The sequence below is a fragment of the Bacteroides sp. RTP21281st1_H5_RTP21281_210402 genome, from assembly GCF_040918965.1.
Classification (GTDB): domain Bacteria; phylum Bacteroidota; class Bacteroidia; order Bacteroidales; family Bacteroidaceae; genus Bacteroides; species Bacteroides congonensis.
This window is the reverse complement of sequence record NZ_JBCOWR010000003.1, coordinates 192,533-212,314: the sequence shown is the minus strand read 5'-3', so window position 1 is coordinate 212,314 and position 19,782 is coordinate 192,533. Positions and strand designations below refer to the sequence as shown.

At 39.8% G+C, this 19,782-nt stretch carries 14 protein-coding genes and 1 tRNA gene; 9 read left to right on the top strand and 6 right to left on the bottom strand.

All coding sequences use genetic code 11. From position 1 onward, the window contains the following. The first annotated feature begins 6 nt into the window (after positions 1–6). Both AB5443_RS06490 and AB5443_RS06485 read left to right on the top strand, forming a co-directional pair. Positions 7–1,896, top strand: a complete 1,890-nt coding sequence (locus AB5443_RS06490; RefSeq protein ID WP_368113490.1) for a TonB-dependent receptor — start codon at positions 7–9, stop codon at positions 1,894–1,896. Positions 1,897–1,910: 14 nt separating this feature from the next. Further along, positions 1,911–2,423, top strand: coding sequence for an ECF transporter S component (locus AB5443_RS06485; protein ID WP_368113489.1), 513 nt, complete (start codon positions 1,911–1,913; stop codon positions 2,421–2,423). Positions 2,424–2,603: 180 nt separating this feature from the next. On the opposite strand, the gene AB5443_RS06480 is transcribed toward AB5443_RS06485, so the two are convergent. The 5 genes from AB5443_RS06480 to AB5443_RS06460 form a co-directional block, all read right to left on the bottom strand. Next, positions 2,604–6,611 carry a two-component regulator propeller domain-containing protein gene (locus AB5443_RS06480; protein ID WP_368113488.1) on the bottom strand — a complete coding sequence of 1,336 codons (4,008 nt, stop codon included), beginning with the start codon at positions 6,609–6,611 and terminating at the stop codon, positions 2,604–2,606. Between the two features lie 220 nt (positions 6,612–6,831). Further along, positions 6,832–8,013: an ABC transporter permease gene (locus tag AB5443_RS06475; protein ID WP_368113487.1), complete on the bottom strand. Its 1,182-nt coding sequence runs from the start codon at positions 8,011–8,013 to the stop codon at positions 6,832–6,834. Then, on the bottom strand, positions 7,997–9,181 hold the full coding sequence (locus AB5443_RS06470) for an ABC transporter permease (RefSeq protein ID WP_044655782.1): 1,185 nt from the start codon (positions 9,179–9,181) through the stop codon (positions 7,997–7,999). The genes AB5443_RS06475 and AB5443_RS06470 overlap by 17 nt, the downstream gene beginning before the upstream one ends. A gap of 25 nt (positions 9,182–9,206) precedes the next feature. Further along, positions 9,207–10,193, bottom strand: coding sequence for an HlyD family secretion protein (locus AB5443_RS06465; RefSeq protein WP_044655781.1), 987 nt, complete (start codon positions 10,191–10,193; stop codon positions 9,207–9,209). 6 nt (positions 10,194–10,199) lie between these two features. Then, positions 10,200–11,612, bottom strand: a complete 1,413-nt coding sequence (locus tag AB5443_RS06460) for a TolC family protein (RefSeq protein WP_368113486.1) — start codon at positions 11,610–11,612, stop codon at positions 10,200–10,202. A 214-nt stretch (positions 11,613–11,826) separates the two neighbouring features. On the opposite strand from AB5443_RS06460, the gene AB5443_RS06455 reads away from it, so the two are divergent. The 5 genes from AB5443_RS06455 (at position 11,827) to AB5443_RS06435 (ending at position 16,458) form a co-directional block, all read left to right on the top strand. After that, a tRNA-Gly gene (locus AB5443_RS06455) sits at positions 11,827–11,902 on the top strand. A 114-nt stretch (positions 11,903–12,016) separates the two neighbouring features. Next, positions 12,017–13,237 carry a site-specific integrase gene (locus AB5443_RS06450; RefSeq protein ID WP_288359919.1) on the top strand — a complete coding sequence of 407 codons (1,221 nt, stop codon included), beginning with the start codon at positions 12,017–12,019 and terminating at the stop codon, positions 13,235–13,237. Positions 13,238–13,317: 80 nt separating this feature from the next. Next, positions 13,318–14,331, top strand: a complete 1,014-nt coding sequence (locus AB5443_RS06445) for a hypothetical protein (RefSeq protein WP_368113485.1) — start codon at positions 13,318–13,320, stop codon at positions 14,329–14,331. A 346-nt stretch (positions 14,332–14,677) separates the two neighbouring features. Continuing rightward, positions 14,678–15,751, top strand: coding sequence for a hypothetical protein (locus AB5443_RS06440; protein WP_368113484.1), 1,074 nt, complete (start codon positions 14,678–14,680; stop codon positions 15,749–15,751). Positions 15,752–15,828: 77 nt separating this feature from the next. Beyond that, entirely contained in the window at positions 15,829–16,458 is a 630-nt protein-coding gene (locus AB5443_RS06435) for a hypothetical protein (protein ID WP_368113483.1), read from the top strand. Positions 16,459–16,815: 357 nt separating this feature from the next. Here AB5443_RS06435 and AB5443_RS06430 read toward each other — a convergent pair whose 3' ends face one another. Next, a complete protein-coding gene (locus tag AB5443_RS06430; protein WP_307996305.1) occupies positions 16,816–17,406 on the bottom strand; it encodes a hypothetical protein in 591 nt (196 codons plus the stop codon). 812 nt (positions 17,407–18,218) lie between these two features. On the opposite strand from AB5443_RS06430, the gene AB5443_RS06425 reads away from it, so the two are divergent. Beyond that, positions 18,219–18,665 (top strand): JAB domain-containing protein, encoded by a 447-nt coding sequence (locus AB5443_RS06425; protein ID WP_008649616.1) that lies wholly within the window; start codon positions 18,219–18,221, stop codon positions 18,663–18,665. A gap of 94 nt (positions 18,666–18,759) precedes the next feature. Continuing rightward, positions 18,760–19,398: a recombinase family protein gene (locus AB5443_RS06420; protein ID WP_149941724.1), complete on the top strand. Its 639-nt coding sequence runs from the start codon at positions 18,760–18,762 to the stop codon at positions 19,396–19,398. The last annotated feature ends 384 nt before the right edge of the window (positions 19,399–19,782 follow it).

Genomic DNA, 19,782 nt, shown 5'->3' with positions numbered 1-19,782 from the left:
TAAAATATGAGAAAAGATACAACTTGTCTGTTTCTGCTCGTCGGTCTGCTTTCTGTTCCGGGAGTGGCACAGAATAAAAAAGACAGTACACAGTTCCGAAGAAACTACGTCATTGACGAGGTAGTAGTCACGGGAACACGGAATGAAACGGATATACGTCATCTTCCGATGACTATCTCCGTAGTAGGGCGGCAACAGATTGAGAAAAGGTACGAACCCTCTCTTTTACCGTTGCTGACGGAACAGGTTCCGGGATTGTTCACTACCAGTCGCGGTATCATGGGATATGGCGTCTCCACCGGAGCGGCGGGAGGTATGAGCCTGCGGGGTGTCGGTGGCAGTCCTACGGCAGGATTGTTAGTTTTAATAGACGGTCACCCGCAGTATATGGGACTGATGGGGCATCCGATAGCAGATGCTTACCAATCCATGATGACGGAAAGGGTAGAGGTTTTACGCGGCCCTGCATCCGTGCTTTACGGTTCAAATGCTATGGGAGGAGTTATCAATATCGTCACCCGCAAGCAAGAGGAAGAGGGGATAAATACCAATATGCAAGTAGGATATGGTTCATATAATACATTGCAGACCGAGTTTTCCAACCGTGTGAAAAAGGGACGTTTCAGCAGCATCGTAACCGGTTCTTACAACCGGACGGACGGGCATCGTCCTGATATGGAATTCGAACAATACGGCGGATATGCAAAACTGGGTTATGAGATAAGCTCTTTTTGGAAACTAGCGGGTGATGTCAACGTCACTCATTTCAATGCTTCCAACCCCGGAACGATTCAAGTTCCACTTATCGACAATGATTCGCGTATCACTCGTGGAATGACTTCATTCGCATTGGAAAATCATTATAACAATACATCGGGAGCATTGAGCTTTTTCTATAACTGGGGACGGCACAAGATAAACGATGGTTATCAGTCGGGAAAAGAACCGCAGACAGCGCATTTCAATTCTAAAGACAAGATGCTGGGCGTATCGTGGTATCAGAGTGCGACTTTCTTTGCCGGCAATCGTATTACGGCAGGGTTTGATTATCAGCATTTCGGTGGTGAATCGTGGAATAAAGTGGTAGCTACGGGCGAACGTAAGCCGGGAGTTGACAAACAACTGGATGAATTTGCTGGATATGTTGATTTCCGTCAGGACATAAACAATTGGTTTTCATTGGATGCTGGTATCCGTGTAGACCACCATTCTCATGTAGGCACAGAATGGATACCACAAGGAGGATTAGCATTTCATCTGCCGAAAAGCGCGGAACTCAAAGCAATGGTCAGCAAAGGATACCGTAACCCGACGATTCGTGAAATGTATATGTTCGCCCCTGCCAACCCTGAACTGCAACCGGAAAAACTGATGAGTTATGAACTTTCCTATTCGCAGCGTTTACTGGACGGGGCATTATCTTATGGAGTGAATCTTTACTACATCAATGGTGATAATGTAATAATGTCAAACGGACTGGTTCCGCCATTGAATATCAATTCCGGGGAAATCGAGAACTGGGGCATCGAAACCAATATCAATTATCACGTTAATTCGCATTGGAATGTCAACACCAATTATAGTTGGCTGCATATGGAGAATCCGGTTCTTGCCGCTCCCGAACATAAACTGTATGCGGGAGTCGATTATTCTTCGGGGCGTTGGAGCGTATCGACGGGGCTGCAATATGTGAAAGGGCTTTATACCTCTGTCACCAAAGAGCGTGAACAACAAGAAGATTTTGTTTTATGGAATCTTCGGGGGAATTATCGTGTATGCCGTTTCGCCAGTCTCTTTGTGAAAGGGGAGAACCTGCTTGCGCAACGTTATGAGATAAATGCCGGCTATCCTATGCCGAAAGCTACATTTATGGGTGGTATTAATTTGAACTTTTAAATAATAAAATGAATATGGAATCAACTACTGTAAAACTCTATTCGCTGAACTATAACAATGTAAATACCTATTTGGCAGCCTCGTTATTTATCATTGGTAATATGCTTTTTCCCCAACTCTTTCATCTCATCCCACAAGGAGGAATAACCTGGCTGCCAATCTATTTCTTTACGCTGATCGGTGCGTATAAATATGGTTGGAAAGTAGGACTGCTGACCGCTATCCTTTCGCCCGTTATAAACTGTGTACTCTTCGGAATGCCAATGCCGTCCGCATTGCCTGCCATCCTATTGAAATCCGTATTGCTGGCTGTTGCTGCCGGATGGACTGCACAACGTTCTGGACATATCTCCATCCTTCTTCTGGCAGGTGTAGTACTTACATACCAATCCATAGGGACATTAGGAGAATGGGCTTACATCGGCAACTTTTATAAAGCTGTTCAGGATTTCCGTATCGGTATTCCCGGAATGTGCCTGCAAGTATTCGGCGGTTATTTATTCATTAAATATCTGATTCGTAAATAACAATATAACGTCAGTTCAATATAAGTCTGATTAAGTAAAAAGAGTCTGGTATCGGTTGATGCCAGACTCTTTTTGAATTTATATGTTTCCATTTAATCACTTAGTGAAAGTATCACTTCCTATATCGTTACATTATTCATATATATTTGATATTGTCATATCACAAGCTTGAAAAAAATATTATTCGTTTGCGTCATCCGTTTCGTCTTCATCCTCTTCCAAAGTAACAGGAGAGATGTTTCCCCCACATTTTGCATATTGGCTCGGACTCATCTTATAGTGTTTCTTAAATACTTCCCGGAAATATTTGCTATCGGAGAATCCGGTCATGTCAGAAATTTCATTGATATTATGCTGTCCTTCTTTTAAGAGCACTGCAGCGCGTTTCACACGAGTAAGTTGAATAAAACCATTTGGGGTATATCCGGTTAATGTTTTCAGCTTGTTATATAAACTTGTACGCCCCATGCATTGCAGTTCACAGAGCATAACCACACTGAGTTCTGTATTGTCAATATTATCCATAATATGTTTCTTTACATCCGATATGAATTTCCAGTCAAGGCTATTTGTTCCTTTAGCTGATGGAACCATTGACTGCATATCCGTTTCCAAGCTCGCATATCTGCTACGTAGCAATGCCCGGTTGGTCAATAGATTCTTGATGCTCTCTCTCAATATTGTCACATTGAAAGGCTTGATTATATATTCGTCCGCCCCAATCGACAGTCCTTCAAGAATATCTTTTTCTTCTCCCAATGCCGTAAGCAGCAATACTGGAATATGTGAAGTCTCAATATCATTCTTTATAGCAACACATAGCTCATCACCTCGCATTTCGGGCATCATCACATCAGTAAGGACAAGTTCCGGCCAAAATTCTTTTATGATAATCAGTGCTTCCTTACCATTGGCACAAGTCTGTACATTATACAACGGAGAAAGTAAATTAACCAGGTAGGAACGTAACTCATCATTATCCTCTACAACAAGGATACGCTGTAAATCCGCATTATTGGCTGCATTGGCGATACTTTTGAACGTGGCCGGAGCAGTCAGTTCCGGCGTTTCCAATGCAGGTTCAGGGGCGGGTTTCTGATTCGGCTTCTGAAGAGCCCTATTGTCTTTCTGAAAAACAATCTTGACAGTAGTCCCCTGATATTCGGTACTTTCTATATTGATTTTTCCATTATGAAGACGAACCAACCTATTCACCAGCATCAACCCTATGCCACTACCCGTAACTTTGGAGTTAATGGCATTGCTGGCACGAAAATGCAGTTTGAACAACTTATTTTGTTCAGCAGAAGGAATCCCGATACCGGTGTCACTTATCACCACTTTCCACGAGTCATTCGTATCAGAGACAAAGACACTGACTTTTCCGTTTTCCGGCGTATATTTTAACGAGTTCGATATTATATTTTTCAGAATAGAATCCATCTTTTCTTTATCGAACCATACATTCATATAACTGAAAGTGCTTTCGTAAGTAAAGTCTATATGTTTGATACTGGCATAATTAGTAAATGCGGCACACACTTCTTTCATATAAGTATTCAACTCATATTCGGATATATACAACTCGGAAGAATATACGTCAGCACGTTCAAAATTAATAAGGTTACTAGTCAGTCTCAAAAGAGAATCTACATTCCTCAACGCAGTTTTTGTACGGGTTACCCCAACCTCTGTAAGAGTCTCCTCTTCGAGCAATTCTTCCAAAGGCGCCTTTATCAAAGTCAACGGAGTACGTATGTCATGGGCTGTATTGATAAAAAATTGCGTTTTTTCATCTGATATTTTCTTTTGTTTTCTCAGGTTCATCGTACGTATAATGAAAGAGATTCCCCATATTATAAACAAGACATAGCACATGATAGCCCACCAACTAGACCAGAAAGGCTGCGTGATAATGATCTTCATCGCACGCTCCTCAAAGACAACATCATGTTCCTCTCTGGATACGGCACGCACACGAAGCGTATATTTTCCTGGCGGCAGATTGGTGAAACGAATCAGATTTGTTGTTCCCGGCTGTGTCCATTTCTCATAGAATCCTTCTAATTTCCAAGAATAAAGCGTATTGTCAGGAGAGTCATAATTGATAGTAGAGACATTGAGAGAAAAAGTGTTTTGATCATATTTCAATTTCAACACTTCTGTGTCGTTTATACATTCCTGCAAAGGGGAGTCCTCACTATCCGGATAGACAGGTAGATAAGAAATATGAAAGTCGCTGAATATCATCTTTGAAAACTTATAACGGGGGAATCTGGCATTTTCAGGAATTTCGATAACCCCGTCCGTACTACCGAAAACAAAACTTCTATTTTTGCGTAATGTACCCGAAGAGGCATTAAAATAAGCAGGTAGTAATCCTTCTCCTCTAGTCCAGTTATGAAAGTTCTTTTCTTTGGTGAAGAAACATGTGACCCCATTCTCCGTACTCATCATGATACGTCCGTCCACTTCCGGCAATATCGTGAATATCCGGTTGGAGACTAATGCCGAATTATCCGTATAGTAGTGTTCAAGAGTATGGTTCTGTATATTGTACACAAATACTCCTGAGCCATTTGTTCCTATATATAACGAGCCGTTGTCAGCCTGATAAAGCGAATTGATATAAGCCGCTCCCATCTCTGCTTCAATATACTGGTATTGGCCGGAATTTCTATTCAACAAATACAATCCGGTAGCCGTGCCAATCCACATATGTTCCTTGTCATGCTCCACAATAGAAGTGATAGAACTCACTCCGGGATACAAACGCACCTTTTTGGTTTCCAGATCAAAACATTTCAAGTTATAATATCCGCCCGACCATATGTTACCTTTCGAGTCCTTTATCATATCACGAATATATTTGTCCGGACGCATATTGATAGAAGTGAGCAGGTAAGGGGAGAAGTATTCGACAGATAATGTATGCTTGTTTATTTTATAGATACCCGAAGTGTAGCCACCTGCCCAGATAATGCCGGGAGATACTTCGCACAAAGTAATAAAGATATGATTTTTATCTTTCAATTGTTCGTTAAAAGAGCTCAGGAATGAATGCCACTGCCCTGTTGTTGAATTATAAAGACTGATGCCGTTGCTGGTGCCAAACCATAAATCGCCCTCACTGTCTTCAATCACGGCATGTACCTGATCGTTGATTAATGACTGTTTATTCCCCATGGCATGCTTCAACCAATGGTAATTTTCATATCGATAATCTATTATCGTAATGCCGGTCGGGTAATTGGCAAGCCATATCCGCTCTTCTTCATCAACAAAGATATCATTGATATTATTACCATTCATTTCATTATAACTTTGATAGTTTGCCACAATGTAATGTTCCAGCTTACAAGTGTTTATGTCGATCTTATATACCCCCATTCCTTCTGTTGATATTAATAGCTGCGACTCGTCCAATGGAAAGATACAAGTTATATTTACATCACTTAGATCGGCTTCGGGTTTTATTATTTCCCGGCTATTCATATCATATACGAACATTCCTCTCTCAAATGAACCGATAAACAATCTTTTTAATGCTTGATGGTAATACAGTTCGTTCACTTGCGCATGAAAATAGTCAAGCGTTTCAACAGGAATAATTTCCAGTTCACCGTTTTCCAGCCTGGCATATCGGATGCCCGTTTCTGTCGCTATAAAGAAATGGTGCTCGTCCACTTGTGTTATTGCTGTTATATTGCTATGCAGTATATTGGGGAATTGGACTATCCGGGCGTCTCCGGCATTATAAAGCAATATGGAATGCTTACGGCATAACCATATATTATCATTGTTGTCCATATAGCCATAACTAATCGTTTCCAGGCTATTCGGCAACTTATACACCATTTTAAAGTCGTCATACTTTAATTCATATTGGAAAATCCGTCCCTGCTTGCCAATGACCCATGTCCCTATATGAGGCCTGGTATATATCCACCCCAAATGGATGGGAGCTTCAAGCGTACGGTCATCCTTATTTAGTTTGTAATGCTTTATGTCCTTACCGTTATAGCGATCCATACCTTCATCGGTAAGAAACCACATATATCCCTGATCGTCTTTTTGGATACTGAATATTCTCCGGTTGCTCAATCCATCTTCAGTCCCTATATATTTGTATGTTTGTGCAGTGACCCAAACAGGAAAAAAGAAGAGAATATAGATAATGTATTTCATGTTAGTATTTGTTTTATACTACTTCTAGTGATAACAGTCAACGAAATTATACAAAACCAATGAAAGAAACAAAGAAACAGGAGATATTCTTTTTAAAAAATTTCATTTGGAAAGTTTTTTATTTCCAAAGTTGATTATTTACTTAAAGAACTTGACTTATCTGAGAAATATTCTCCCATATATATACATAATTCGCATTTTGTTTGTTTGGTTAATTTAATCAATCAGGCTTTATATCCAATTTCTTTTTATATACCCATACACTTAATATGAAATAAACGATAACCTGAATCCACAGGGTTAGGTATTCCGGTTTTATATCCGCCATATCGGCTCCCATAGAATTCAGTTTTACAAAGGCAAGTGTGCCCGGTGCGGCGGGAAGAATATAATGTGCGACTTTCCAGTACCAAGGCATCAATTCCATCGGATAAGAAACTCCGGAAAGGAAAATCAATCCGACTGAAAAAAAGGCAATCATGAGTAACGGAGCTTCTGAATCTGTAAAATATCGGGAAGCTGCCAGTCCCAGAAAAGAAGTTGCCATCAGATAAGGAATCAGTAATAATATAATATACAATCCGTTTCCGATATTAGGGATACTGAAAAAGTAGGGAAGCAAGCCTATCAAAAAGAAAGAAAAAACAGCATACAGAGTACAATATACGGACGTTTTTCCTGCCACAATGCGAATTGCGACTCCCCATCCCTGTCCGAAAGGCGTATAGGCACGAATTCCCCGATTGGTATGTTCGTCTCCGGTCACCATGCCGATAACCATCAGCAAAGTCTGGAAAATAATAATCATCATAACTGCCGGAATCAGATAGGAACCATATCCTTCCGTATAATTATAGAGTGCAGTCCCTGCTACGTTCACCGGTTTTGCCATAGCTACCGCCAATAATCCCTGCGGCGGAAGAAACACTGCTCCATCCGGTCGGTATTTGTCATTAATTGCCAACATGACACGCGAAGAGGCTCCTTGCAATGCTTCAAAATACAAAAACGCGTCGGTCGTCGCATATAGGGAGAATACGGATTCTTCCCCACGAAATACCCGTTCTTCAAAATCATGGGGCAGATAGACTATTCCTTGCACCTTACCCTCTTTCATCCATTCTTTGGCTTCGTGATAATCTATTGCCTGATTGTATATTTCCGCCTGCGGGGTGGCATCCAGCCAACGGATGAAATTACGGCTTAGTTCACTATGCGAATTATCCACTACGGCAACAGGCACATCTGTTACAATATTGGGGGCATACATATAATTATAGAGTAACCCATACATGAAGATTCCGCCCATCAGCACTAACAGAACGGCATAACTAGTGCTTATGGCGAGAAACTCCCGGCGGATAATGAACGATAATTGCTGGATTCTATTTAATGTTTTCATATTTATGACTTTCTATAGCTCGTTTTAAATGGGGAAGCAGCGACAAGGCCAGTAGCGGGAAAATACATAGTATCACTGCCGACTGCCAAAGATGGACGAACCCGCCACCCCCATAAAGTATCGTTTGCATTATTTCCGTAAAATGACGGACAGGAAAAAGATAAGAAGCATCTCTCACCAGCGGATACATATTGGGAACCGGAAAAGTAACTCCGGACAAGGTAGCCCCTAAAGAACCGACCATGGAAACGACGCTGATAACCAGTGATACCGCCGGAAACAAGGAAAATAAAAATAACCCGAGCGCCTGCGTCGCGACAACAAAGAGCGCAGTTATCATATTCATAAACCACCAACTCCCTTGAAAAGGAATGTGCAGGATACCGAACATGACATAATTGGCAAACCATCCTATCAGTATATATATAATGGTATAGGGGAGCAATTTACCCAAAATGGCGGTCACCATATTGCCCTTGGCGGTAGCCAGCCAGTCGGTCGCCGTGCGAAATTTGATTTCAATGCCGGCTGCATATACGGTAGTCAGCAGAATCAAGACCTGAAACAGGACAAAGAAAAAAGGCTGACTCAGATAAACCGAATAATCCAGGCTTGGATTGTATATCGGATGATTACTGGCTTGTACAGGCAGTAGGAATGTGGTAATCTGCTGTTGTTCCACTCCCAAAGATACGGCTTCCATCACAATAGGCGAAAGGGACACGGGGGCCAATGATGTTTCAAAAGCTGCCATCAGCTCACCGCCTACCGATAGCAAAGCGTAATGATAATAGTAAGAGAGGGTAGCATTTTTTCCGGTGATGGCATCCTGCTCAAATTTCGGGGGAATGGAAAGATAGCCGTATATTTCTTTCCTTTGCACGGCTTCGCGGGCAGCCGCTTCATTTATATAATGCTTCGTCACTTTAAAAGTAGGCACGGCAGAGATATTCCGGGCGATAGCCCGGGAAGTGGCGGTATTATCCTGATCGACAATGCCGACAGGAATATTCTCCATCTGCCCGTTGCCGAAGATTGTAGCCATAAAGAAGAGGGTAAACAACGGCAAAATGATACAGACGCCGAAATAAAGACGCCGTGAAGTCATCCGCCGCCACTCCCTGAGCAGTACGGAACGAAAAGGTGAATATCTGTGTGATGAATCCATTCTATGATTGATTTTGCTACATTCATTAATCAAGTGTCAATAACACAGACATACCGGGGCGCAAATCGTCCACCTTTTGAGTGGGACGGGCGTGAATCTCGAAAGTACGCAAGTCATAGCTTCCGGTCTGTTTTGTCGACTTCCAGGTAGCAAAGCTGCCCAGTGGACTAATATAATAGATTTTAAATTCAATATTCTTTTTGCCGATGGCAGGTACGTCTGCGACAAATGTTTCTCCCATCCTGAATTGTGGCATCAGGTCTTCGCGCACATTGAGCACGACATGTACATCATCCATCACTACCAGATTCATAATTGGAGTTCCCGGAGCGACTAACTCTCCGCGTTTTGGAAAGATGGTCGCTATTTGCCCGTCTTCGGGGGCTGTCAGCCGGGCATCGACCAATAAAGCGGAGACTTCGTCTACTGTACTTCGGGCGGCATCTACCATACTGGCGGCAGACGCTTTATCTTCCTGCTGTGCACCGTCTACAGCCATCTGGTATTGTTCATAGGCTGCACGCTCGGCAGCGACAGCCGCTTTGTACATCGCTTCCACTTCATCTTTTCTCTGCGAAGTGACCACGCTATCTTTATATAAGGTAAGAATACGGTTATAGGTCGTTTCAGCGAGACCGAGGTCACTTTTTGTTTTGTTCCATAGTTGCAATGCGGTAGCTACAATCTGACGGCGGGTTCCTGCATCTATTTTCTTGTTTTGTTGCACGGCAACCTGTTCCAAAGCATTCACTTGCTGATATTTGGCATGCACCTCAGGGCTATTGATGACGACAAGTGTATCGCCTTGGCGCACCCAGTCTCCTTCCTGAACGAAAAATGTATCTATACGTCCGGGGAGTTTCCCGCTAATACGGATTTCAGTTGCTTCTGCTTGTCCTTGAAGCACCATCGGTTGTTTATGCATCAATATGATTCCAAGGGCTGTGAAGATACCCACAGCCAACATTATAATCACAAAAGCCCATGATAGGGTTCTACTGGCTAGTTTCATTGTTTGTTACGGTTTAGGTTGATAGTTTGCAAATTGTTCCGGTGTGCCACAAAGTGAAAGTAAATTCATCAGTGCCACATCATATTCATAATATGCTGCCAGGCGAGCCACTTTTACATTGGCAAGCATGGTTTCAGCATCAATAACTTCGGTAGAGGTCGCCATCCCTTCTGTGAAAGATTTCTTCCGAATCCGTACAAGCTCTTCGCTTAAAGCAATCGTAGCGTTCAGGGCTTTTACATTGTCCTGCGCTTTTTGTAGTTGCGTATAAAGCTTGTCCACTCCGACAGCAAGCTCGTCGCGGGCTTTCATCTGTCCCAAGGCCAACGTCTGCTCTGTCAGTTTGGACTGCCGTACTTTCTTCTCACGGTCTAACCCGTCAAAGAGATTCCACGTAAAGCCAATTCCTATCATGGTACGTGGCAATAGATTGCTCTGAATGCCATGCGAATATAGGGTTTGTTTTCCAAAAAGGGCTATATTCGGCAGATAACCGCTTTGAGCAATCCGCACCTCTTGTTTGGCAATATGCTGTTGCAATTGTAGTTGGTTGAGCACATAGTTTCCACTATTCACGGAGAGGTCAAAAAGCATCTTGGGCGGGATGGTATCATTCATGAAAAGGGGAGAGGTGGGAATGATGTTCTCATCGGTATCCTTTTTATTCAATAAAACTTTGAGCGCGCTTTGCACTACGGTTTCTTCCTTACGTGCGGCTTCCAATGCCCGTTTTGCTTCATCCATATTCACTTGCGCAAAAAGTCGTCCTGCTTTGTCAATCATTCCGGCCGCTTCAAGTTTCAAGGCATTCTCATAATGCTTCTTCAGTCCGTTGTAGGTTTCTTCGCGAACAGTCACGATTTGTTGCGCCAATCGTAATCCATAATAGCTCTCGGCCAATAAATTCTGTTGCCCGGCGGATACTTGTGCCCGGTTTTCCCGTGCCAAGTCCACCATTGTCCGACCTATATTGGTAGCACGGAAACGCTTACCACCGGAGAATAATACCCATTCCGCAGATAAATCGACAGTAGTCAGGTTTCTCGGGGTCAAAGGAAAAACAAGCGTATTTGCTCCTATCTTATCCAATATGGATGAAATAATTTGGTCATCCGGGATAATGGAATGTACAAAGTCTTTAGCCGGGTCTGTAAACTGCGATAACGGTTGTTTTACTTCAATCTTCTCGGACATATGTACAAATGCTCCCGTAGTCTGGAGACTGGGATACCAGAAAGCATTGAGCTTGTCACGTTCCGCTTTGGCTATCTCAATTCCTTTATCAGCAATCTTCAGGCTCTGATTTCCTTGATTAAGAAGACGCAACGATTCTTCGAAACTTAATGGTGTCTGTGCATCTACCCGAATAATGGAAAAACACAAAGTCAATAGTACAAAAAGTAACTTATTTTTTTTCATACTGGTTAGGTTATATCTATTTTTGAGCTATTCTAACAGATAAAAAGACAGGTTTGTTCATTTCACAAGGCACAGAGATTATTCCATCAGCAAAACAAATATGAAAGATACTTTTTCCTGCATTAAAATTTCAAAGATTTTATTTGAGATATAAAAATTATGTTTACCTTTGCATCACCGTTTCAGAAAGCTTTTTGCAGAGAAACGTAACAATGCGGTAATAGCTCAGTTGGTAGAGCACTAGCTTCCCAAGCTGGGGGTCGCGAGTTCGAGCCTCGTTTACCGCTCCACTGATAATCAGGTAGTTATCTTAGGATGGCCACCTGATTTTTGTTTATAGAATAAGACGTTAAACGGTGGTTGAACTGACTAAAGTTCAACCAAGAGTTCAACCAAAATTTGTCATGAATGCAACCATTAACGTCGTATGTTGTAAGTGGAAGACGCTTGCAAATGGAGAAGTACCATTAATGTTACGTATCTGTAAGGATGGTAAGAAGAAGTATCAGAGTTTGGGAATTTCTATTCCTGTTAAGTATTGGGACTTTACTAGAAATAGGCTTAAACCTAGTTGCCCAAATAGAGAATACATTCAGAAGATAATCCTCAATAAGCAGGCAGAACTTCAGCAACGAATGTTAGAATTAAAATCAGATGACAGGGAGTATACCGCCAATATGCTTCTTCTCAATGATACAGATAAGACAGTTAAACATAAGACAGTTAGTGAGTTCTATCAGGATTTAATAAAACAATATGCAGATGAGAGTAAATGTGGCAATAGACTCATTTATAAATCTTCATATAATTCTCTTTATACCTTCACTAAAGGTAATTTAGATATTCCATTCAGCGCAATTAACCCTTCATGGCTTTGTAATTATGAGAAATGGTTACGTTCTAAAGGTAACAAAGAGACAACTATGAGTTTGATGTTACGTACTTTACGTAGTACATATAATAAGGCTATTGAGAATAAATATGCACGTAAATCAGACTATCCTTTCAATGAATACAAGATTGGTAAATTTGATGTCAGCACAGAGAAGAGGGCTATAGCCAAAGCTGATATAATGAAGCTGACAGCCGATATATCTTCTGTTGGTAAGCGACAATACGTACAATTAAGTAAGGATATATTCATGTTTAGTTATTTATGTGGTGGAATCAATTTTACTGATATTGCCAATTTAACAAGTAAGAACATTGTTGACGGCAAGAGGTTACATTATATACGGCAGAAGACAGGTAAACTTATTAAGTTGGGATTATCTGATGCAGCCTTAAGAATTATTGAACGGTATGCCCCTGATAGTCATGGATATTTATTTCCCATTCTAAATGTAGAAGTACATAAGACAGCATTGCAGAAACAGAATAGAATCCATAAGATATTAAGTAAGGTTAACAGTAATCTTAAATTAATAGCTACACAATCAGGACTTGATATTAACTTAACTACTTATGTAGCTCGTCACTCGTTTGCGACTGTATTGAAGAAATCAGGAGTAAATATTGCATTAATAAGTGAAGCGCTAGGACATTCTGATTTAGCAACAACACAAATATACCTTGATAGTTTCGATAACGAACAGATAGATGATGCAATGAAGAACTTATTATAGTACATTCAATTAATCCCACTTGTAATTATTGCAGGTGGGATTATTCTTGTTAACTTTACAGCACTAATATAAGAAGCGATATGAGAGATTACATACTACCAATTCCAGAATTAAAGAAGATAGAACCCATACTCACGGAATACTTTGGCTATAAGCGTGCCATGTTTGAGAATGAACTGTCAGCTACTTACTACCATGAATATCCCAACGGAATCAGTGAAGACATTTGTAAGAACTACATGACAGACTATTCATTTCTAAATACTATCGCAGTAGATAACGGAGTATTTGATTATAAACGGTATGCTCCCAAATCTACTTCTATCAGTAAGGCGTTTAATCCAAGTAGCTTCATTATGGATTCAGAACACAATATACTTATCACTCTGCCAAGTAATAATTTATTGGAACGGCTGATTGATTTATTACAGAAGCATGGTGAAACTGACAACGACGGAGTAATTGGAATAAGTTTGCTTGTTGTAGCTGCCATATATGAGAAGTATAAGAATGGTGAACTTTACACAGAAGTTGTCATATCAGAGAACACACTGCCTTATCTGAAACAAGTCCGTCCAGAAATGCTAAAGCTATATGAGTTGCTGAATACCAAGAGATACTCACCTTCCAAGAAGAAGGAACTAAGGGTATTCAGTCCTATAACCATTGATAACGGAGTTAAGAAGATTACTCTTGATAACTCTTGCTATTGGCTGACTGATTTATTGGATAACTACCTTCACATCTATTTAGGAGTAAACAGTTTGGAAGAAGCCCAACAGGAATTGAAGGAAGTATATTCACAGAAGAAGGGCAGGAAAGCCAATAATGCAGCCCATAATCTAATCATGTATGGTACATTCCACCTGTTACAAAGATATTCCTCAATAAAGACCAAGAGTGAACAGATACGCATGACGTTAGGCTACATGGAATTATTATTTGAAGCAGGCAGTTTCAATAATGATGAGAACTATACCAATGCAGCAATAGCCTATTTGGTGAAACAAGGCTATAAACCGCAATGGAAGACCAAACAGACAGAAGACTACAATTTCTCACCCAATAATCAATCTACAGAACATCTTTGGTAATTAATAAATCCACCAATCCTTACAGACTACCATGTAATCACGTGGTAGTTATTTTTATGTCCTTAAATTAGCTAATTCGCTGATATTCTTATATCTAAAGAATACACTTCAAATCGCCTTCTATTCTTTATAACACACCTTCCGACTATTCCTCACCTTTGCAATGTAAAACGAGAGCATTGAATAACTGACAAGACAATTCCCTAAAGAATAGAGCTGAAATCAGAGCTTATTCTTTATAACACAGCAGTTAGGATAGCAGTAGTTTTGCACCGCAATCAAATGTTAAGGGTGCACACTTAACCGGAGGTTGCAATCATTAATAACTATCTAAAATTTAAAGAATATGACAGCAGAATTAACCAAAGCAACAGAGAACGTAAACACAGTATCTAACATTAAAACAATAACAACCATGTGCACCAAAGATTTAAAGAAGCGTCTTGCTAAAGAAGAGAGAGACTTAAAGAGCTTAATCAACAAGAGAATGAATGACACTATCATCAACGCCCAACGGGAAATTATAGCCCAACTGCAACAGGATATTGCACAGGTTGAAAGCAAGAAGCTGGCATCTACCGTAGCTTTGAATGATGATGTAATCACGTTCAGACTGGCTAAGGACGGTAAGGAAGTGTCAAAGAAGATAGCTTTGGTTAAGAATAACAGGGTTATCAACTCCAAGAAAGTGGATGAGTTCATCGCTATTATTGACAATGGCAAGTATGAAGAAGCCTACCCAATCATTGTAGCGGAAGCCAAAGCATTGATAGAAGCAGGATATACTGTAACAGACATCAATGGCAGAGAGTTAAGTGCAGAGGAAGCAGAAGGCTACTATGTGATTCTGGACGGACAGCACAGAGGTACTGCATTTGCCAAGTTGAACGCAATCAAGGGCGGCATAGTCATTCCTAATGTATTTGTCAAAGGAGTTGAGAATATAGGAGAATATCTGGTAAACATCAACACTGTTGGTAACTGGGACAAGAAAGACAGACTGACAGTAGCCGCTCTGACATCAGAAGAAGCATTGTTCAAGAATATGGCAGAACTTATCAAAGAGGGATTCAATCCTACAACGGCAGGTTTGGTTTATACAAGGAAGAGCATATCAGAGAAAGCTCTTGACAAGGTATTGAAGGGTGAAGAGTACAAGCTGCCTAAAGGTACGACAATTGAAATTGAGAGGGGAAATAAATTCATTACACTTTGTAAAGCCGCCCACATCACAGTCTCCTTCCTCACAAAGCGATACTTCATTAAAGGCTTTAACAGTTACGCTAAGATAAATAGTGAGGAGCAGGCATTTGAAGCATTGGATAAATTGAAGGCTCTGAATCTGAATGAAGAGAGACTGAAACAGGTCAAAGAAGAGGATGACTTCCAAGTAATGCTTAAAGAAGCACTGGAAGCCTAACTCCAATCAAACAGAGAGCCTATGTGACAGGTAGGCTCTACCAATAACAAATTATTAATATTAAATACAATAAAGATATGAAGACAAGATTATTAGCTTCATGCAGAAGTAATGCTACAATTAACTACTCAATGATTAACTTGTTCAAGCCTGCCTATCTTTACAGGTTTTACTGTTTATCATTATGTAGAGATGATTGGTACAATGTTAGAATTACATTGGATGAACTAAAGAGTTTGACTGGCGACAAGTCTGTAAGTGGATTCAATAATAAATTCAGAGAGTTCTTAGACATTAAACCGTACTATGTAAATAATGGATTTGCATACAAGAGTAAACGCAATGCGTATCATATTCCGCCTATGGAACTTAAATGTATAACATTATCCAAAGAATTTGTTAACGTAGAATTGAGTGTAGAGGCTAAGGGTTTATTTATCCAACTTATATTACTCTCCAAATATGGCAATATAGAACTTACTAAAGCTAATATAATCAAGACTTTGAGAATGGATAGAAAGACCTATGACAAGTACATCAGTGAATTGCTTAACAAGCTCGTTTCTTATAATGGAAACAAATTAGTTCTCCACACAGACGGAATTTTACTTGAGAATGACTTTAAAGGGCAGAAGAAGTCAAGTGCAAGAGAACGGGGATGCAGTGAACTACCCAATATAACTCTGAACTCCAGTAAAGACGAATAGAGGGGATAAATAGTGCTATATTATATAATTAATAAGGCACATAATTTCCCCATTATCAGACAGCCAGTATATTAATAGACATTTCTACTGATATTTATTGGCGGAAGGTAGCCATACTGGTATTATATGCACATAATACGCTTCTGAAGTCTGATTAATGGGAAACAGGGGAAAATACATCTTATATTATATAATTAATAATGAGATGAATTTCCCCACCACCTATGGTATATGAACGTTATATGCTCATGAAGTCAAATTAATAATGATAGAGACAGCATTTGATAAGAATACTACCTTTTAATGAGATTTATATTATAAGGTTGAGGATTTTATCCCTCTACACATATATCTAAATTACTTCTTTAGTCTGATTTGAGTATCAATAAAATACAAGTCCTTGTCAATACCGTACAGCACATTGTTGGGAACAGCATCAAACACTTCATATTGGTCGTTATGGAACTCGTCTATATAATCCATTTCAAAGCCAAGCGCTTCCATGTATTCAACAATTTCATCTTCTGTTGCTTCCCGTTCTGCCAATATGTAAGGTTGTGTGAGAACTGCACTGAACTCTTGACGACTGTTATAAGAGAAGCCAATCATCTGATAGGGTACATTACTAAAGAACTTATTGTGTGCGTTAATGCGAATGAAGAAGTTCTCCAAATCATCCCCTGCATATTCAAAGTTGTTCAGCTTGATAACAGACGATTTACCGTCATGGAACACTTCATTCTCACCGCCCTTATCCATGTAGGTAATATTGAGGGATGACAAGTCAATCCATAAGTTGTTGACGTTGGCAAATTCTATCAGTTCTTTAATTTGCCTTCCCTTATAGCCCTCTGTTGGTTCAACTTCTCCTGTTGCTTCCTTACTTCTTCCGGTGATACAGGCTGCTTGCTCCAAGAGATTATTGATTGGCGGGTACGCTCTATCCATTGCTTGTGAAATTCATTAATATATTCCATAATTCATATAATTATGAGTTTATGCAAATGTAGCCAATCTATTTGAATCTGACAATATAAAGATGTATTAGTGTACTATCTTTTAATGAGATTTATTTATATTATATGCCCAAACCCAAATTTGGTAGTATCTAAAATCATACCCCCGCCCTTTAGATTTAGGCAGTGTTTCTATTTAGACTTTATGCAGAGATAGAGTGAAATATTTGATTTGTCAGTAAGCATGAGGTATATGTTATGCACTCTATAGCGGTGTAACTACTCTACACCCCCTTACCCATTATTGGAGAAGTAAATAGTTTAGCGTGAATCGCTTTCCAACTCACAGGCTTTCTGAATCTCTGGAATATCAGCCTCATCTATTATTAATATATGATTCTGTATTGACAGACACAAAGACAGGTGATAAGGGAAGTGCTTCATGCCAAGCCGTCTATTTACTGCTTTATTCACTGATTACTAATCTAAAACAATATGTATGGAAGATTTAAAGATGTTATGTACGATTGGTACAATACTAATTGTGCCGTTAATTCTAATGCCGCAATTCTTTGTGGGATTATTAATACTGATTGTGGTTTGCTTAGCTTTCAGATAGGGGAATTTCAACTTTACAGGCTCATGAGAAGTTTATTCTATCTGCTAGTTGTCAGTGCTACAATGATTGTGGCAATGTTATCATTTCCTTTATTAATAGCGGGCTATATCTTATTGATAATATATGCCCTGTTCAGAGGATAGCAGTTATTAATTAACAAGATAATCACATTAATAATTGACGTTATGAATTTAGATTATAAAGTTGGAGAAGTAGAGCTTACATATAAGCCAACTACCAGAAACAGAAGCAAGGTTTACAGTGCTGCTGACGCTTTCCAAATTCTGCTGCCTACCTTCAAAGAAGGGACGATAGATTACAAGGAGTACTTTAAAGTATTATTCTTGAATCAAGCCAACCAAGTCTTGGGATATACACAAATATCCGAAGGTGGGATAACAGAGACAAGCGTAGATGTCAGAATGATATTGCAGGCTGCCCTACTAACTAATTCTGTATCTTTAATCTTGGCACACAATCACCCAAGCGGGAATTTAAAGCCAAGCACATTGGATATTGAGTTAACGAGATGTATTAAGGAAGCTGCCAAGCTAATGAGAATTAATGTACTAGACCATATCATTATGACAAGTGAAAGCTATTATAGCTTTAGCGATGAAGGTACGCTTTAACTTATTTGTGTTCAAATTGGGAATGTGTTCAATTAAATCTATAAAGGTGGTTTGAACACATTCCTTCATGTTATCAATTTAATCAAAGACTTTAATGAAAACAAATGCAGTGATTTACGCACGTGTATCGTCTGTAAGTGACAGACAGGATACAGCAAGACAGATTCAAGATTTAACAAGGTACGCCAACGCACAGGAAATTGAAGTCGTCTCTATCTTTGAGGAACATATAAGCGGTGCTAAGAAGAATGAAGAGAGGCAAGTTTTAACGGACTGTTTGGAATATTGTACTGCCAATTCTGTTAATTACTTGCTACTGTCTGAATTATCCAGACTAGGTAGAAGTACATTACAGGTACTTCGTTCCTTAGAAATTCTACATGAAGCTAAGGTATCAGTTTACATTCAGAACTTGGGACTTTACACACTTCAAACGGACGGTAAAGTTAATCCTATCGTCTCAATTCTGATAACCATACTAGCGGAGATGTCTAACATTGAACGTTCTAACATAGTATATCGCCTCAACAGTGGAAGAGCTAACTACATTGCTAAAGGTGGTAAACTTGGTAGGAAGGTTGGCAGTATTAAGACAGAGGAACGGAAACGGGAAGAGTACAAGGAAGTTATCCAGTTATTAAAGAAAGGGTATTCAGTTAGGAATATATCTAAGTTACAAGGAATTGGTATCTCTACCGTTCAACGGATAAAGAATCAGTTCATTAATTCCTAATCTCTTAAATCTATGGTTGGTATGGAAGTTCAGAATTTCTACTTATATGGGGATTTAGCAAGTTTCATACCAACCTTGAATTATTGAGTAGAGACAGTTCTCAACATTTAATAAACAATAGTTCTTGCAAATTAAACAGCTTTTAGTAACTTTGTAGCAATTTCAGACTTCTATGGAGATAGTTCTGAAAGGACATAGTTAACGAAGAGCGTTTAAGATATTATCTTACTGTGAAATCTGGACAATTTCAAAAGGTGAAGATAATAGGCAAGAACGCTCACGTCAATGTTATATACCTATCTTGTTAAGATAGTCTATATATCGTTTGGCGTGGGCTATTGTTTATTATTCACCTTAGGCAAGTCCAGAGCCCCACAGTAGTAA

Coding starts and splice junctions, on each gene's coding strand:
- AB5443_RS06480 (WP_368113488.1), bottom strand. CDS start 6,611: ATGAAATACATTATCTATATTCTCTTCTTTTTTCCTGTTTGGGTCACT.
- AB5443_RS06475 (WP_368113487.1), bottom strand. CDS start 8,013: ATGAAAACATTAAATAGAATCCAGCAATTATCGTTCATTATCCGCCGG.
- AB5443_RS06470 (WP_044655782.1), bottom strand. CDS start 9,181: ATGGATTCATCACACAGATATTCACCTTTTCGTTCCGTACTGCTCAGG.
- AB5443_RS06440 (WP_368113484.1), top strand. CDS start 14,678: ATGACAGCAGAATTAACCAAAGCAACAGAGAACGTAAACACAGTATCT.
- AB5443_RS06420 (WP_149941724.1), top strand. CDS start 18,760: ATGAAAACAAATGCAGTGATTTACGCACGTGTATCGTCTGTAAGTGAC.
- AB5443_RS06485 (WP_368113489.1), top strand. CDS start 1,911: ATGGAATCAACTACTGTAAAACTCTATTCGCTGAACTATAACAATGTA.
- AB5443_RS06430 (WP_307996305.1), bottom strand. CDS start 17,406: ATGGATAGAGCGTACCCGCCAATCAATAATCTCTTGGAGCAAGCAGCC.
- AB5443_RS06450 (WP_288359919.1), top strand. CDS start 12,017: ATGAATGCAACCATTAACGTCGTATGTTGTAAGTGGAAGACGCTTGCA.
- AB5443_RS06425 (WP_008649616.1), top strand. CDS start 18,219: ATGAATTTAGATTATAAAGTTGGAGAAGTAGAGCTTACATATAAGCCA.
- AB5443_RS06445 (WP_368113485.1), top strand. CDS start 13,318: ATGAGAGATTACATACTACCAATTCCAGAATTAAAGAAGATAGAACCC.
- AB5443_RS06465 (WP_044655781.1), bottom strand. CDS start 10,193: ATGAAACTAGCCAGTAGAACCCTATCATGGGCTTTTGTGATTATAATG.
- AB5443_RS06435 (WP_368113483.1), top strand. CDS start 15,829: ATGAAGACAAGATTATTAGCTTCATGCAGAAGTAATGCTACAATTAAC.
- AB5443_RS06490 (WP_368113490.1), top strand. CDS start 7: ATGAGAAAAGATACAACTTGTCTGTTTCTGCTCGTCGGTCTGCTTTCT.
- AB5443_RS06460 (WP_368113486.1), bottom strand. CDS start 11,612: ATGAAAAAAAATAAGTTACTTTTTGTACTATTGACTTTGTGTTTTTCC.